We start from the raw sequence: 14,627 nt of genomic DNA on the forward strand, positions 1-14,627 counted from the left end.
AAAAGTAAGGATTTATTAATCCTTTTTCGTACCACAAACGAATTTTCTCTAGCATCCAAATTTAATCCTCATTCTTCCTCCTTGTTTTCCTTATTCCGCTCACTTGCTTTGCGCTTCTGGCTTTTTTAGGTAAAATGGGAGGCGTAGTGGAAAATAAGGAGGAGTCTTAATGAAATTTATTTCTTGGAATGTGAATGGTTTACGGGCCATCGTTAAAAAAAATTTTTCTGAAGTGTTTGAAGCCCTCGATGCTGATTTCTTTTGTTTACAAGAAACAAAGCTGCAAGAAGGTCAGATCGAATTGGATTTACCAGGCTATCATCAATACTGGAATTATGCGGAGAAGAAAGGCTATTCTGGCACGGCGATTTTCGCAAAAGAACCTGCGCTATCCGTCCGTTATGGATTAGGAATCGAAGAACATGATACGGAAGGTCGCGTCATCACGCTGGAGTATCCTGAATTTTTCTTGATTACTTGCTACACACCGAATTCCCAAAATGAATTGCGCCGCTTGGATTATCGCATGACTTGGGAAGATGCCTTTTTGGCTTACTTGACTGAATTGAAACAACAAAAGCCAGTGATTCTCTGTGGTGATTTGAATGTTGCCCATAAAAATATCGATATCAAAAACTGGAAAACCAATCAAAAAAGTGCTGGGTTTACACCTGAAGAACGGGAAAAGTTTTCAACTCTTTTGGCTGCTGGCTTTACCGATACGTTCCGTTATTTCTATCCAGATGCAGAAGGCATTTATTCTTGGTGGAGCTACCGTTTCAACGCTCGCAAAAACAATGCCGGCTGGCGCATCGATTACTTTGTCGTTTCGGATGACTTAAATGAGCGCTTGCTAGACGCCAAGATCCATACAGATATCATCGGCAGTGACCATTGTCCGGTGGAACTGGATCTCAACTAACCGTAGGAAAACTTCAGTTTTTCTTAACGTTTGTTCGCTTTTCATTCTTTGATTTTGTGCTAGAATGGCAATGAGGTGAGTCTGATGAATTTTATCGCAATGGACTTTGAAACAGCAAATTATCAAAAGCATAGTGCCTGTTCCCTTGCACTAGCCATGGTACAAGACAGCAAAATCGTGGGCGAATATTACACATTGATCCAACCGGAAACGGAATTTTTTTGGAAAAACATTCAAATTCATGGCATCCGTCCAGAAGATGTGCAAGAAGCGCCTAAGTTTCCTGACGTATGGAAACAAATCCAACAATATTATCAATTAAATAGTCTGATCGTTGCGCATAATGCTGGTTTTGATACCGGCGTTTTGGCGGGGTGTCTTGACTATTATGGGTTGTCACAACCAAACTATCTTTCCTTGTGCACGGTACGAACAAGCCGCAAACTGTATCCAGAATTTACGAACCACAAATTAAATACGGTTTGTGAGCAATTGCAGATTCCTTTACTAAACCACCATGATGCCTTGGAAGATAGCCGGGCATGTGCCCAAATCTTATTGCGTCAAGAAGAAGAATTTGGCATCGATCCATTAAAAAAATTGGTTTTAGTCAAATAAATAAGAACGTGCGTCCTAAAGTCAGCATTGCGCTAGACTTTAGGACGCACGTTTTCATTTAAGGAAGCATTCATTTCAGGTCAGGTCGATCCAATAATGACAGATTACAGCGCCATCTTCAGGATCAATGGCTTTTTCGGTTAGTTTACCGCCGTTATTTTCAATGACTTTGGCGGAGGCGCGATTGGCTTCTTCACAGGTTACTAACACGTTGTTCAAGCCAAATTGTTTGGCCTTTACCAATGACTGTGCCAGCATTGCCGAGCCGATGCCTTGCTTTCGATGATCTGGGTGCACCGAATACCCGATGTGTCCGCCAATTTGGCGCAAGTATGCATTAAGTGTCAGACGCAGATTCAAGAGACCGACCACTTTTTGATCTTGGATAGCCAGATAGGTACGGGCGGGAACGAATCCTTCTGGTACTGTTTCTGCTGTTTTAAAATCCGCCAATCCCTTTAACCAGTCTTTGGCTGTCGGACTTTCTACAAGTCCTGCCCCACCATGGATGACTTCTTGATTCTTCTCGAACGCTTGCCGATACGCTTCGATTTGATCGCAGTCTGCGATCGTCGGTTCCCGAAACTCCATTTCCTTCACTCCTTTTTTATGATTCAAAAAGACGTGCCATCATCAAGACATCAACTTTTTGCCCCTCGCGGGTTTGCACTGCTTCTTTCATGCAGCCTTCTGTTAAAAAACCAAATTTTTGATACAGATGGATCGCTCGTAGATTTCTCGCTTGGACGGTCAACTCGATGCGGGTCAATTCGCCAACTTCTACTACCCAGTCCAGTAATTCTTCAATCAGGAGCGAACCTAAGCCCAAGCCCCAATAGTCTTTTAAAATCGAGATACCGATCTCCCCGACATGGGCTAATTGCCACTCTTCGTTGCCTTTGACTGATGCCATGGCGATCAATTGTTCTTGATCAAATGCCAACAACAGCAAATAGTCCTCCCGTTCATAGATAGCATCCAACTGTTCTGCCAATAGGGCTTCTGGCAACGCCAAGCCGCTTTCGTCCATTAAGAGAAAATCCGTTTCTTCTCCTAGCTGTTGACTGACTGCTAACACGGCTTTCGCATCAGCACCCTTGGCTTCTTTGATCTGTAATTGGATCTCACTCATGGGCTGCCTGCCATTTGGTTGTGATCCGTTGCAAAAAGGCGGTTGCTTTGGTGCCATATGCATGACATTTCACAAGACGTTTTTGTCCATCTGTATCATCTTTTTCCAAAATCAGTTCTAAATAATCCTCTGGCAGGGAGGCTTCTAAGAGATTGCCCCACTCGATCACACACAAGCCATCCCCTTCGAAATAATCATCCAGTCCTAAATCTTCTGCACCGTATTCCACCCGATAGACATCCATATGGTACAGGGGCATCCGCCCATTGGTATATTCACGAATGATCGTATAGGTCGGACTTTTGATCAGTTGCTCGATCCCTAACCCCAAGGCGATGCCTTTCGTCAATGTTGTTTTGCCAGCACCCAAGTCGCCCGTCAATACCAGATTATCCCCTGGCTCGGCTACTTCTCCAATGATTTTTGCAAATGCTGCGGTTGCTTCTAAGTCGTTAATGGTAAACATAGTCCCCATCCTTTGATCAATCTAATTTACTAGTTGCTAGTATAGCTTGTTTTTCAAGGAATTGTAAAGAAGGAGCTTAAGAAAAATTTCCCGACGACCACTGGATCGTTGATTCATATGGACGCCCCCTGCTTTGCTGCCCTCAACTTTCCAAAAGCAAAACAAAAAACTGACCCTCAACGGATCAGTTTTTCATCAGTGCAGCGATTGGCTGCTTATTTTTCCATTAATGTTTGTGCCGCAGTAATGATTGATAATTTGTAGACATCTTCTTCATTTGAACCACGAGACAAATCAGAGATTGGTTTGTTCAACCCTTGTAAGATTGGTCCAATCGCTTCAAAGTTACCGAAACGTTGGGCGATCTTATAGCCAATGTTTCCTGATTGTAAATCTGGGAAAACAAAGACGGTTGCTTTACCAGCTACTTCAGATTCAGGAGCTTTCAATTGCGCAACTGCTGAGATATACGCAGCATCGAATTGCAATTCTCCATCGATTTGGTATTCTGGTGCCAATTCTTTGGCGATTTTTGTTGCTTCAACGACTTTATCTACTTCTGGTGCTTTCGCAGAACCTTTCGTTGAGAAGCTTAACATAGCAACCTTTGGATCGATTTCAAATAATTCAGCGGTTTTCGCTGAGTCAACAGCGATTTCTGCTAATTCTTGTGCATTTGGGTTTACATTGATGGCACAGTCTGAGAACAAGTATTTTTCTTGGTCACGACCACGAACCATTAAGAAAGCACCACTTGTACGGCTCACACCTGGTTTTGTTTTGATGATTTGTAAAGCGGGTCTTACTGTATCACCCGTAGAATGGATCGCTCCTGAAACCATTCCTTCAGTAATGCCCATGTAAGTCAACATTGTACCGAAATAGTTGACATCTTTTAAGATTTCTTCTGCTTGTTCTTTCGTTGCTTTGCCGTTGCGGCGTTCCACAAAAGCTTCAACCATTTCATCCCAACGATCATAATTTTCAGGATCTAAAATTTCAAAGTTTGATACGTTGATTCCGCGAGCTTCTGCTGCTTTTTCGATTTCAACCGGGTTACCGATCAAAACGGGTTCAATCAATTCTTCTGAACGTAAACGGCTAGCAGCACCTAGGATACGAGGATCTGTTGCTTCTGGAAAAACGATTTTGATATGACGACGCACGATTTTAAATTTTAAACTTTCGAATAATTCCACGGGTAAAGACCTCCAGTTTTTTTATACCCTTCCATTGTACAATAACTATGAAAAAAAGAACAGATAAAAATCCTGTATTAGTCGATTATTTTAAATATCGTTACCTTTTTCACAAAAACACCAGTTCTAAATAACACAGTTTTACAACTGTGTTATTTTTTCCGGTAACGCCCAAGAAATCGGTTCTTCCCCTAATGCAAGCAACGCTTGATTGATCTTAGAAAAAGGCTTTGAACCAAAGAATCCTCGATGTGCCGACAACGGACTTGGATGAGGCGCTGTTATAATAATATGTTTGCTGGTATCTAGTAAAGCGGCTTTCTTTTGAGCGGGTTTGCCCCAAAGCACAAAAATGACCGGTTTTTCTCGTTGATTCAATTTTTCGATAATCGTATCTGTCAGCTGCTCCCAGCCATGCCCGTGATGTGAATAGGCTTGTCCCTCACGTACCGTCAATACGGTATTCAACAATAAGACCCCTTGCTGCGCCCATGGCACAAGATAGCCATGGGACACAGGTGCAATCCCTAAGTCATCGGCTAATTCCTTGTAAATATTGCGTAAGGAAGGCGGTATTTTGACCCCCGGCTGCACGGAAAACGACAGTCCGTGGGCTTGGTGAGGGCCATGATAAGGATCTTGACCTAAGATGACAACTTTTACGTCATGGTATGGTGTCAGTTTAAGTGCTTCATAAATATGATCCATCGCTGGATGGATCTTTTGCTGGGCATATTCTTGTTTCAAGAAAGCCCGTAGTTGTTGGTAATAGGGTTGCTCAAATGATTCCTGCAATTGTTCTTGCCAATCATTGTCCAATAGTCGTTTCATGGCGAATCTCCTTTGTTTTCTTCTAGGATAACAAATCCCTCCCCTTAGAAACAAGAATTACTCTTCGAAAGAAAAAAAATCCGTGATTTATGGTACACTATTTGTAGAAACGATTAAGAAAGGACGCTGACAATGATCAAATTAATTGCTTCTGATATGGATGGTACGCTTTTAAATGCCAGTATGCAGATTTCAGAAGAAAATATCCAAGCAATCAAATATGCCCAATCCAAAGGAATCGAATTTATGGTCGCAACTGGCCGTAACCGTAAAGAGGCATTGCCGCCGCTGCAAGAAGCCGGGATCGACTGTGCAATGATCACCTTGAATGGGGCCCAAGTCTATGACGAAGCGGGTAATTCATTATTTACTGTGCCGATCAGCCATGAACAAACTCGTTCGTTGATCGACCTACTAAAAGAAAACGACATCTATTTTGAGGTCTCAACGAGCAATGGGATCTATTCGGAAAGTCAGACACGTCGGATCGAAAATTTTGCGATCCATACGGCAGAAGCAATGCCCCATCTCACTCATAAGATGGCGATTGCTATGACAGCTGCCCGTTTAGAATTTTTACCGATCAATTATGTCGATGATTTCAGTGAGTTGTTTTCGATCGAAGAATTAGAATTTTTGAAAGTGATCTGCTTCCATCAAGATGGTGCGCGGGTATTGGGTCCTATCACGAAAATCATCGATGGGTACGGCGATTTAGTGGTGACTTCTTCTGGACAAAACAATATTGAGATCAACCACCGAAACGCGCAAAAAGGAATCGCAGTGGCACATGTCGCCAAAGATCGGATGATCTCACTGGCGGAAGTGATGACGATCGGTGACAACTTAAATGATGTAAGTATGCTGCAACTGGCAGGCGTTAGTTTTGCAATGGGAAATGGCGAGTTAGAGGTAAAAGAAGTCGCGAAGTATTTGACGGACACCAATATTGAGGCTGGTGTCGGCAAAGCAATCGTTCGGGCAATTGATGAAAATCTTTAAACCACGCAGCTTTTTGGGGATACATGAGGAGGCGTAAGTATGTCAGAATTTTTCATCCAAGATAGGCAACTTAGCAGAGTCACACGAACCATTGTCAAAGATGAAACAGGCAAATCACTATTTTTGATGGTGGGACGTTGGGGAACCAAGGGCGATGCCCTCTCCCTTTACCGTTTAAATGGGCAAATGGTCGCTAGTATCAAACAAATCAGCTTTACTTTTGGTACACGCTTTGAGATCTACAAAGACTTTGAGAAAGTCGGTACACTGCAAAAAATCTTTAACTGGCCAGGTGATTTCTACTATATCCAGCAGCTTCACTGGGCGGTCCACGGCGATATCTATAATCATCGCTATGGGATCCATCATTTCAATAAAAAGATTATGGAGATGGACAAAGCGACCTTGTTGACGGGGGATTATTATGTACTGGATGTTGTCGATGACCGGGATGCGCCGGTCTGCATCTGTATTGCGGCCGTCATGGATTACTGGCTGTACAATCGGCACCGCAAAAAAGACCATCCTCTTGAGCTTCGACTAACAAATGGAACCAGCTGAAAAATCAGCTGGTTCTTTTTTGCATATGGTCGTAAAGATGGCCACTGATCTCTCTTTGGGCCACGACTTCAAATCCGTGCTTTTCATAGAGCCGCTTCGCATGGGGATTTGCTCGGTCAACACTCAAGCCGATCACCTCATAACCATCTCTAGAAGCAATTTTCGGCAATGCTTCTAACAAGGCTGAGCCGACGCCTTTGCCCCGAAATTTCTCAGCCACACAGATGGTATCTAAGTACCATTCATTTGGTAAAGTCTCTTCATCGATAAACAGCTTCATGTCTTTACTCAAACCGTACTGTTCCAGCACTTTATCTAGAGGCTGATCGATCGTCGCCTCTTCTTTGTCTGGATATCCAAAGGCGACGCCAGCAACTTCTCCGTCGATCTCATTGACTAGCGCACGGCGAAAGCCGTAACGATAATCGGGTTCTAGCATGGCATCTGCCAAGATCTCTAAGGTCTTGGCTTCTCCGATCTCTTTGACAAACGGCAATTCCATGTCCTTTAAAATGACTAAAACGAGTTCAGCCATGACAAAACGATCTTCTTCTTTTGCAAATCTTATCACGTTTTTTCCTCCTTGCTTCTATACATAGAATAACAATTCTCTCAAGAAAAACCAAGTTGAATCGACAAAGGATCAACACAAAGTCTTTCTTGTTTATTCATGTAATTCCAACGGCAAGCCGTCTGGATCTTGGAAAAAGGTCATCTTCTTATTGGTGAAGGTATCAAAACGAATCGGTTCGCACACAATCCCTTTAGTGGCTAACTCCGCTACGACTGCTTCAATATTTTCCACCGCAAAGGCCAAATGTCGCAAGCCGGCTGCTTCGGGAAAACTTGGTCTTGCTGGTGGGTTTTCCACCACAAACAGTTCTATTTCTGATTCCCCAAAGCGCAAGTCGATTTTTACATCTTTCTTTTCTGGGCGCGCATGTTCACGAATCACTTCAAAGCCTAATTTTTCTACATAAAACTCTTTGGTCTGTTGGTAATTACTAGCGATGATCGCCACATGATGCATTTTTGAAAACATTATTGCCACTCCTTTGTATTGGACTCCTCTCTCAGTTTAAAGCCTTTGGCTGCATTTTACTAGAAAAGACTGCCGAAGTTCTCCTCTTTTCATAAATGGTTTCTGTTATACTAGAAAGCGGAAGGTGATGAAAAAATGAAACTACTTTATATTTCAATCTCTGGAAATACCCGTGCATTCGTCAACCGCTTGTTGGCCTATGCAGATCAGCAAGACACACCGAGCACTTGGGAAGCCAAAGAAATTCATGACAATAGTGTCTTTGAACAAGAAGACGAACCTTATGTGGTTTTTGTCCCTACCTATTTAGAAGGTGGAAACGGCGTCGATAACGGCGATCAGGAGATCCTTACAGAAACCATGCGGGAATACATTGACTATGAAAACAACGCCGCTCTTTGCTTAGGCGTGATCGGCAGCGGCAACAAAAACTTTAATTATCAATATTGCTTGACCGCAAAGCAATATGCGGAACAATTTTCGATTCCGTTCTTAGCGGATTTCGAGCTGCGAGGCACGACACAAGATATTGAACGGATCTATGCTTGTTTAAAAGAAATCGATCCTGCCCACAGCAACACTTAGCTTTAGCCAGCATTCATTAGCCATTAGGAGGACTTTTGCATATGGAACCACAAACGATGGTCATTTTGATCATACTCGCCAGCATTCTCATCTTGACCGCACTAGATATCTGGAATCGATACAAAGTACGCCGTTACGTTCGGCTTTCTTGGGGAAAACTTCCCCGTCAGCCCCGCTTTGATAAAGAAGCGAGTTTGAAAAAAGCTTGGCTGACTGAGAAGAAGTTTCACGATTTTGATAGCGAGGTCGATGACATCACTTGGTATGACTTGGATGGCTTTTCGTTGTTTGAGTCCATTAATCTGACGTTTTCCAGTGTTGGTTCAGAAGCGTTGTACCAGCAATTACGCAATTTCCACTTCAAGCCGGACAAACAGCTGACCAAATTGATCGACTTTTTTGCTGCTGACAGTGCCGCACGCGAACAATCCCAATATACGTTTGCTCGTTTAGGAAAACAAGATGATAATTTTTCGAAAGCCTACTTGGCCAATGAAGCTGCGCAATCGATCGGTTCTCTGCCTTTCTTTGTCTTTTTAGGTGCGTTGCCGTTAGTCGGCATCTTGCTGATCCTGCTGGGGTTTGTCCAAGGCATCCTGTTGACGTTGGTCAGTGTCGTTTTCAATACGATCTATTACTCCATCAAAAAAGCCAAGCTGGAAACAGAACTGAACAGCATGCGCTATTTGGTTCAAACGATTGCCTGTGGCAGTCAGATCGCTAAAATCAACACGCCTCTCCAAGATGAGATCAAACAATCCTTGGCACCATTAAAAAAGATCACTCGTTTCGCTTTCTCGTTTCGTGCCAAAAACGGCAGCGAAGGAGACATGTTGTTTGAATACATCAATATCATTTTTATGCTGCCGTTTATTTCCTATCAAACGGTCACCACTACTCTGGCCAAACACCAACAAGCAGCCATCGATCTGTGGAATTTGCTGGGAAAATTGGAAGTCGCAGCCGCCATTTTAAATTTTCGCACGTATATGCCCATCACTTGCCTACCGACCTTCCAAACAAGCGGAGGTGTAGAAGCAACGGGTACGTATCATCCCCTTCTGAGTGAAGCAGTCATGAATGATGTCACTTGGAACCACAATACCCTTGTAACTGGCTCCAATGCCTCAGGCAAATCGACATATGTCAAAAGTGTCGCCATCAACTGTATTTTGGCACAAACCATCCAGACAGCAGTAGCTGAAACCTTTACGATGGTTCCTGGTCACGTCATTACCTCGATGGCTGTCGAAGATGATCTATTTGAAGGCGACAGCTATTTCGTGGCGGAGATCAAATCCATCAAACGCCTGCTAGATACCGTTGCCACGAAACAGCGCTGCTACTGTTTTGTTGATGAGATTTTAAAAGGAACCAATACGGTGGAACGAATCGCTTCTTCTGCCAGCATCATCCATTGGTTGCGAGCCTACCAATCATTGGCCTTTGTCGCTACCCATGATATTGAGCTGACTGAAATTTTGAAAAATGATTGCCGCAACATTCATTTTTCTGAACAAGTCACGGAAGATGACGGCATCTCCTTTGATTATAAGGTCAAATCTGGTCCTGCCTTGAGCCGCAACGCGATCGCCCTCTTAAAAGTCATGGGCTACCCTGAAACGATCGTTCAAGACGCCTACGCCGCCGCCAATGATTTTGATCAAAATCGTAAATGGCAGGAATTATAACTTCACACAAACAAAAGTGCCTTATCCCAGTGTCAGTCACAGGATAAGGCGCTATTTTATGTTTCATTTAGTCAAACAAACCAGTCGTTAAACTGTATTGCTCTCCTTGTAGCACATCATATTGGATCAAATTGTAGGCATCATAGATTTCTTGGGCTTCTTTATCCAACGCAAGAGTCGTCTGCCATTGTCCCTCTTGATAATATTGACCCAGTTCAAAAGCCGGCAACTCATCTTGCAAGGCCAACAACAACTGGTAAAACCCGCTGGTTGGTTGATCACTGGCTTCTAATAGGTTCGGCGCAAAATAAAAAGGACTTGTTACTGGTACATCTTCTGGCGCAAAATTCCCTTGCGAATCAACCATCAAAAATTCGGTTTCATGCAGGGCAGCCGTTTCATTTTGATCCTTGATCTCATCGGCATAAATGCCTGGTAAATGATCTCCCCAAAAGACGACCAGCGTTCGCCGATCCAGCTGCTCTAATTCAGCCACAAAGTTTTTCAATGCTGTACTGCTATAAGAGATATCCTGCAGGTAGTTTTCCAAAGAAGCCATATTGCCAGGACCGCTCGCTTGGTAATTCAACGTATCGTATTTGCCAGCATAAGGCATATGGGTCTGCATCGTCACTAAATGGACAAATTGCGGTTGCTGATCGTTTTCCAACAAAGCCAGCACTTCTTTGTAGGCCGCCTCATCAGAGATATAAGGATTATTTTCGATTTTGTCGGTATAGGTCATCGTATCTTGATCGATAAACTGTTCAAACCCCATCACCCCATAGACATCCTTGCGTTTGTACATCGATGTATCGTAAGGATGGATCGCCGTTGCCGTATACCCTGATTGTTCCAAGAAAGAAACCAAGGATGGCAGTTGCGTCAATTTCGGCACTAGCATCGTGTAAGGCGTTGTCATCTGTGGATTCAATAGGCCCATGGCAAAACCAGTCAACGCTTCAAACTCGATGTTTGCCGTACCGCCTCCATAATTTTGCGAAAGCATTTTTCCACTGATGGTTTGATCGGCGACGTGGTAATAGTCTTTCAACGGATCGCCGGTGATCGACAAGCCATTTAAATGGCTCAGGTCGGAAAAGCTCTCACTCATCACATAAACGATATTTGGTGCTTCACTTTCACGGTCTTGGTTTTTCTCCGCCGCCTGTGCATTGTAGGTATCCGCAATCGCTTGGATCGCTTCTTTTGAATACCCCTCAGGCTTCGTCATGGCATCTACCCGCAAGTTGTACAAAAACCCACCGATAAATCCCGTATTGTAATAGTTCATTTTTTGTGAATACGGAATCCAGAGCGCCGTCTGATTGTAGGCTTTGCGTAGAAGGTTGTTGCTGTCGTTGAAGTGTGAAACATAGACTAAGCCCAGCGAGCATACGACCAGCACTGCCCCTCGCATTACTTGTAAACGCCGGTTTAATTTGCGGCTGCGATAGATACTCCAGCCGATCGCCCCGATCGCCGCCAGAGCAAAGAGGATGGCTAAGAAAAACGCGCCATTGCCGATCATGGTTCGTAGAAGGTCGAATTGAGTGACCATCTTTAAATCATCAGGATAGATTGGTTCTTGGCGATAGACCATCTTCGTATGGTTGGCGTACCCTAAGATTCCGATGACGACACTATAAAAGATGCCCCCGATCAGTACTGAACCTGCCAAACTGGCAAACACCCCATACACCAGCAGTAGCACCCCACAAGCCAAGAAAAACTTTGCTGTATGCCACGAAAAGGCAAATTTCAAGGCTAATTCAACGGAAAGATTGTTTTGACACCATTGCAAATATAAATTACTGAAAATGATCAACAGGACGATGGCGATGCCTTTTAATGCGATCTTCAGATAAGGATGGCTATTTATTTTCACGAAGGAACATTCCTCCTTTTCTACACGTTCTAGGTACCCTCGTATTTTATGCTTTCAAGACAAGAAAGTAAAGCCAGGGCAAGAAGCTTTTGTTATTTTTAAAGAAAGCAACCCTCATAAAAAAAGAGTCTAAGGTTTCTTGCCCCCTAGACTCTTCTTTCTATCTGAATGGAACGGAATCACTGGTTTCGTTTATTTCCAAAAATCATCAAAAATCGTGACTGGCAAGTGGCGTTTGTGTTGCGTTTTGTTCCACCAGTTTTCAATGGTTTGTTGGGCTTCAGCCGCAATTTCCTTGCCTTCTAAATAGTCATCGATGTCGTTGTAGGTCACTCCTAAAGCTGCTTCATCTGCCACTAAAGGTTTGCCATCTTCCAAGTCCGCAGTTGGGACTTTTGTATACAACGCTTCTGGCGCGCCTAAGTATTGCAAGAGTTGACGACCTTGGCGTTTGTTCAAACGAAACAGTGGTAAGATATCGGCACCGCCATCGCCGTATTTCGTAAAGAAGCCGGTGATATTTTCAGCAGCGTGATCCGTACCCAGAACAGCTCCTGCTTTTTCACCCGCAATGGCATATTGCGTAATCATCCGTTGACGGGCTTTGATATTGCCTTTATTAAAGTCAGAAACCGCTAAGCCTGCTTCTTCCACCGCTTGCACTTGGGCATCGACGGCGGCTTTGATGTTTACCCGCAGCTCAATATCTGGTTTGATAAATTCAATGGCTTTTTTTGCATCTTCTTCATCTGCTTGTTCCCCATAAGGTAAGCGTACCCCTATGAACTGATAGTTGGGATTCCCGGTTTCACTGCGCATTTCCTCCATCGTCAATTGCGCGATCCGGCCAGCTAATGTCGAATCTTGCCCACCACTGATCCCCAAGACAAACGTATGCAAGAACGAATTCTTTTGCAGATACGCCTTTAAAAAATCAATACTCTTACGAACTTCTTCTTTCGGGTCGATGGTCGGTAAGACTCCTAATTCTTTGATAATTTCTTGTTGCATGGTCATAGAAACGCCTCCTCTTATTTTTTGAAGCAGCTGACTGATCCTAGGACCAGCGCAGTTGCGGATTACAAAATCGCGCCATTGGTTTGTTTGCGTACTTTTTCAATCGTCCGCATTTTATGATCCCAACATTCTTGCGAGAGATCAACTGGGTACTTCTGTGGATTCAAATCACGTTTGTACTCATCCCAAAGGGAATCCAAGCAATTCGTCGCATAGGCTTTGACGTGTTCTAAGTCAGGTACTTGATACACTTGCTGGCCATCTACAAAGATATCTTGCAACAATGGTCGCGCATCAAAGTTCGTCACTGTTTTGTTGATAAAAGTGTGAACAGGATGGAACATGAACAGTTCGTCTGCTGCTTGCGGATTTTCTTCCCATAGCGTGACATAATCGCCTTCTGACTTGCCGTCCGATTTACGGGTGATCCGCCAGACTTGTTTTTTCCCAGGGGTCGAAACCTTTTCGGCATTGCTGGATAATTTGATGGTGTCGATCATTTCTCCCTGCTCATTTTCGATGGCAACCAGTTTATAAACCGCACCTAATGCCGGTTGATCGTAAGCGGTGATCAGCTTGGTGCCGACACCCCATACATCGATTTTCGCCTTTTGCATTTTCAAGCTTAGAATCGTATTTTCGTCTAGATCATTGGAAGCATAGACTTTGGCTTCCGTGAATCCCGCTTCATCCAACTGTTCACGGACTTTTTTCGAGATATAGGCCATATCGCCGCTGTCGATCCGCACACCTAAGAAATTGATCTTATCCCCCATCTCTTTGGCCACACGAATCGCATTTGGCACACCTAAACGCAAGGTATCATAGGTATCGACTAAGAATACGCAATCTTTGTGGGTTTGGGCATACGCCATAAATGCATCATAGTCATTGCCGTAGGATTGCACGAGGGAATGGGCGTGGGTTCCGCTGGCTGGGATGCCAAAAATCTTCCCTGCCCGCACATTACTCGTCGCATCCGCTCCGCCAATATAAGCCGCTCGGGTCCCCCAAATGGCTGCATCCAATTCTTGTGCCCGACGTGAACCAAATTCCAACAAGGGATCCGTGCCGATCACGGATTTGATGCGGGCCGCTTTCGTGGCGATCAAGGTTTGGAAATTGACCATATTCAGTAGCGCTGTTTCGATCAGCTGCGCTTGTGCTAACGGCCCTTCTACTTGAATGATTGGTTCATTGTTGAAGACTAAATCGCCTTCTAACGCTGAACGAACGGTACAAGCAAACTTGAACTCCTTTAGATACTCTAAAAAGGCTTCTGGGTAGCCGCCGATTTCTCGCAAGTAGGCAATATCCGTTTCTGAAAAGGATAAATCGTTCAAATAATCGATCAAACGTTCCAGACCGGCAAAGATCGCATAGCCATTTTCAAAAGGCATGTCACGGAAATAGCATTCAAACACCGCATTACGGTCGGCTCTGCCTAACTCCCAATAGGTTTGCATCATGTTGATTTGGTAGAGATCGGTGTGCAGCGTCAAGCTGTCATCTTTAAATAATTTCTGCATGTTCTTACTCCCTCTAGCTTACTTCTTCTCATTATAGCAAAAAAAACACAAAAGACAGAAAAACTTGTTTTTTCAAAAAAAAGTTGGGCTTTTGCCAGTACAAGGCAATCCATCTGAGAACAAATTGCTCCAAAGCATGGGTCA

At 43.8% G+C, this 14,627-nt stretch carries 16 protein-coding genes; 6 read left to right on the forward strand and 10 right to left on the reverse strand.

Going from position 1 to position 14,627, the window contains the following annotated elements:
- Window positions 1-169 precede the first annotated feature (169 nt).
- Together IGK63_RS12520 and IGK63_RS12525 are read left to right on the forward strand one after the other, a co-directional pair.
- Window positions 170-922: an exodeoxyribonuclease III gene (locus IGK63_RS12520; RefSeq protein ID WP_005234144.1), complete on the forward strand. Its 753-nt coding sequence runs from the start codon at window positions 170-172 to the stop codon at window positions 920-922.
- 84 nt (window positions 923-1,006) lie between these two features.
- Window positions 1,007-1,540, forward strand: a complete 534-nt coding sequence (locus tag IGK63_RS12525) for a 3'-5' exonuclease (RefSeq protein WP_016612718.1) — start codon at window positions 1,007-1,009, stop codon at window positions 1,538-1,540.
- A gap of 75 nt (window positions 1,541-1,615) precedes the next feature.
- Here IGK63_RS12525 and IGK63_RS12530 read toward each other — a convergent pair whose 3' ends face one another.
- The 5 genes from IGK63_RS12530 to IGK63_RS12550 form a co-directional block, all read right to left on the reverse strand.
- On the reverse strand, window positions 1,616-2,131 hold the full coding sequence (locus IGK63_RS12530) for a GNAT family N-acetyltransferase (RefSeq protein ID WP_034872117.1): 516 nt from the start codon (window positions 2,129-2,131) through the stop codon (window positions 1,616-1,618).
- A gap of 16 nt (window positions 2,132-2,147) precedes the next feature.
- Window positions 2,148-2,672, reverse strand: coding sequence for a GNAT family N-acetyltransferase (locus IGK63_RS12535; protein WP_016612720.1), 525 nt, complete (start codon window positions 2,670-2,672; stop codon window positions 2,148-2,150).
- The gene (gene tsaE, locus IGK63_RS12540) at window positions 2,665-3,138 is read right to left on the reverse strand and encodes a tRNA (adenosine(37)-N6)-threonylcarbamoyltransferase complex ATPase subunit type 1 TsaE (protein WP_034872118.1); all 474 of its coding nucleotides are present in this window, start codon (window positions 3,136-3,138) and stop codon (window positions 2,665-2,667) included. The genes IGK63_RS12535 and tsaE overlap by 8 nt, the downstream gene beginning before the upstream one ends.
- A 215-nt stretch (window positions 3,139-3,353) precedes the next feature.
- Complete coding sequence (gene pta / locus IGK63_RS12545; protein ID WP_008380699.1) at window positions 3,354-4,337, reverse strand: phosphate acetyltransferase; 984 nt, start codon at window positions 4,335-4,337, stop codon at window positions 3,354-3,356.
- 141 nt (window positions 4,338-4,478) lie between these two features.
- Window positions 4,479-5,168, reverse strand: coding sequence for a uracil-DNA glycosylase (locus IGK63_RS12550; RefSeq protein ID WP_005234138.1), 690 nt, complete (start codon window positions 5,166-5,168; stop codon window positions 4,479-4,481).
- 132 nt (window positions 5,169-5,300) lie between these two features.
- Between IGK63_RS12550 and IGK63_RS12555 the strand changes: the two genes are divergently transcribed.
- Together IGK63_RS12555 and IGK63_RS12560 are read left to right on the forward strand one after the other, a co-directional pair.
- Complete coding sequence (locus IGK63_RS12555; RefSeq protein ID WP_016612723.1) at window positions 5,301-6,170, forward strand: Cof-type HAD-IIB family hydrolase; 870 nt, start codon at window positions 5,301-5,303, stop codon at window positions 6,168-6,170.
- A gap of 39 nt (window positions 6,171-6,209) precedes the next feature.
- Complete coding sequence (locus tag IGK63_RS12560) at window positions 6,210-6,731, forward strand: LURP-one-related/scramblase family protein (protein WP_005228514.1); 522 nt, start codon at window positions 6,210-6,212, stop codon at window positions 6,729-6,731.
- A 4-nt stretch (window positions 6,732-6,735) separates the two neighbouring features.
- Here IGK63_RS12560 and IGK63_RS12565 read toward each other — a convergent pair whose 3' ends face one another.
- Together IGK63_RS12565 and gloA2 are read right to left on the reverse strand one after the other, a co-directional pair.
- Complete coding sequence (locus IGK63_RS12565; RefSeq protein WP_005234129.1) at window positions 6,736-7,302, reverse strand: GNAT family N-acetyltransferase; 567 nt, start codon at window positions 7,300-7,302, stop codon at window positions 6,736-6,738.
- A gap of 93 nt (window positions 7,303-7,395) precedes the next feature.
- Window positions 7,396-7,773 (reverse strand): SMU1112c/YaeR family gloxylase I-like metalloprotein, encoded by a 378-nt coding sequence (gloA2, locus tag IGK63_RS12570; protein ID WP_005234127.1) that lies wholly within the window; start codon window positions 7,771-7,773, stop codon window positions 7,396-7,398.
- A 135-nt stretch (window positions 7,774-7,908) separates the two neighbouring features.
- Between gloA2 and nrdI the strand changes: the two genes are divergently transcribed.
- Both nrdI and IGK63_RS12580 read left to right on the forward strand, forming a co-directional pair.
- The gene (nrdI, locus tag IGK63_RS12575) at window positions 7,909-8,358 is read left to right on the forward strand and encodes a class Ib ribonucleoside-diphosphate reductase assembly flavoprotein NrdI (RefSeq protein ID WP_005228511.1); all 450 of its coding nucleotides are present in this window, start codon (window positions 7,909-7,911) and stop codon (window positions 8,356-8,358) included.
- Between the two features lie 41 nt (window positions 8,359-8,399).
- The gene (locus IGK63_RS12580) at window positions 8,400-10,049 is read left to right on the forward strand and encodes a MutS-related protein (protein WP_016612724.1); all 1,650 of its coding nucleotides are present in this window, start codon (window positions 8,400-8,402) and stop codon (window positions 10,047-10,049) included.
- Window positions 10,050-10,116: 67 nt separating this feature from the next.
- On the opposite strand, the gene IGK63_RS12585 is transcribed toward IGK63_RS12580, so the two are convergent.
- From IGK63_RS12585 to IGK63_RS12595, 3 genes are all read right to left on the reverse strand, one after another.
- Entirely contained in the window at window positions 10,117-11,937 is a 1,821-nt protein-coding gene (locus IGK63_RS12585) for an LTA synthase family protein (protein WP_429972517.1), read from the reverse strand.
- A 192-nt stretch (window positions 11,938-12,129) separates the two neighbouring features.
- A complete protein-coding gene (nadE, locus tag IGK63_RS12590) occupies window positions 12,130-12,954 on the reverse strand; it encodes an ammonia-dependent NAD(+) synthetase (RefSeq protein ID WP_016612726.1) in 825 nt (274 codons plus the stop codon).
- Window positions 12,955-13,016: 62 nt separating this feature from the next.
- Window positions 13,017-14,483, reverse strand: a complete 1,467-nt coding sequence (locus IGK63_RS12595) for a nicotinate phosphoribosyltransferase (protein ID WP_005234120.1) — start codon at window positions 14,481-14,483, stop codon at window positions 13,017-13,019.
- Between the last annotated feature and the right edge of the window lie 144 nt (window positions 14,484-14,627).

Origin of the sequence: Enterococcus sp. AZ040, from assembly GCF_050499185.1 — a bacterium.
In the GTDB taxonomy this organism is placed as follows: Bacteria; Bacillota; Bacilli; order Lactobacillales; family Enterococcaceae; genus Enterococcus_D; species Enterococcus_D entomosocium.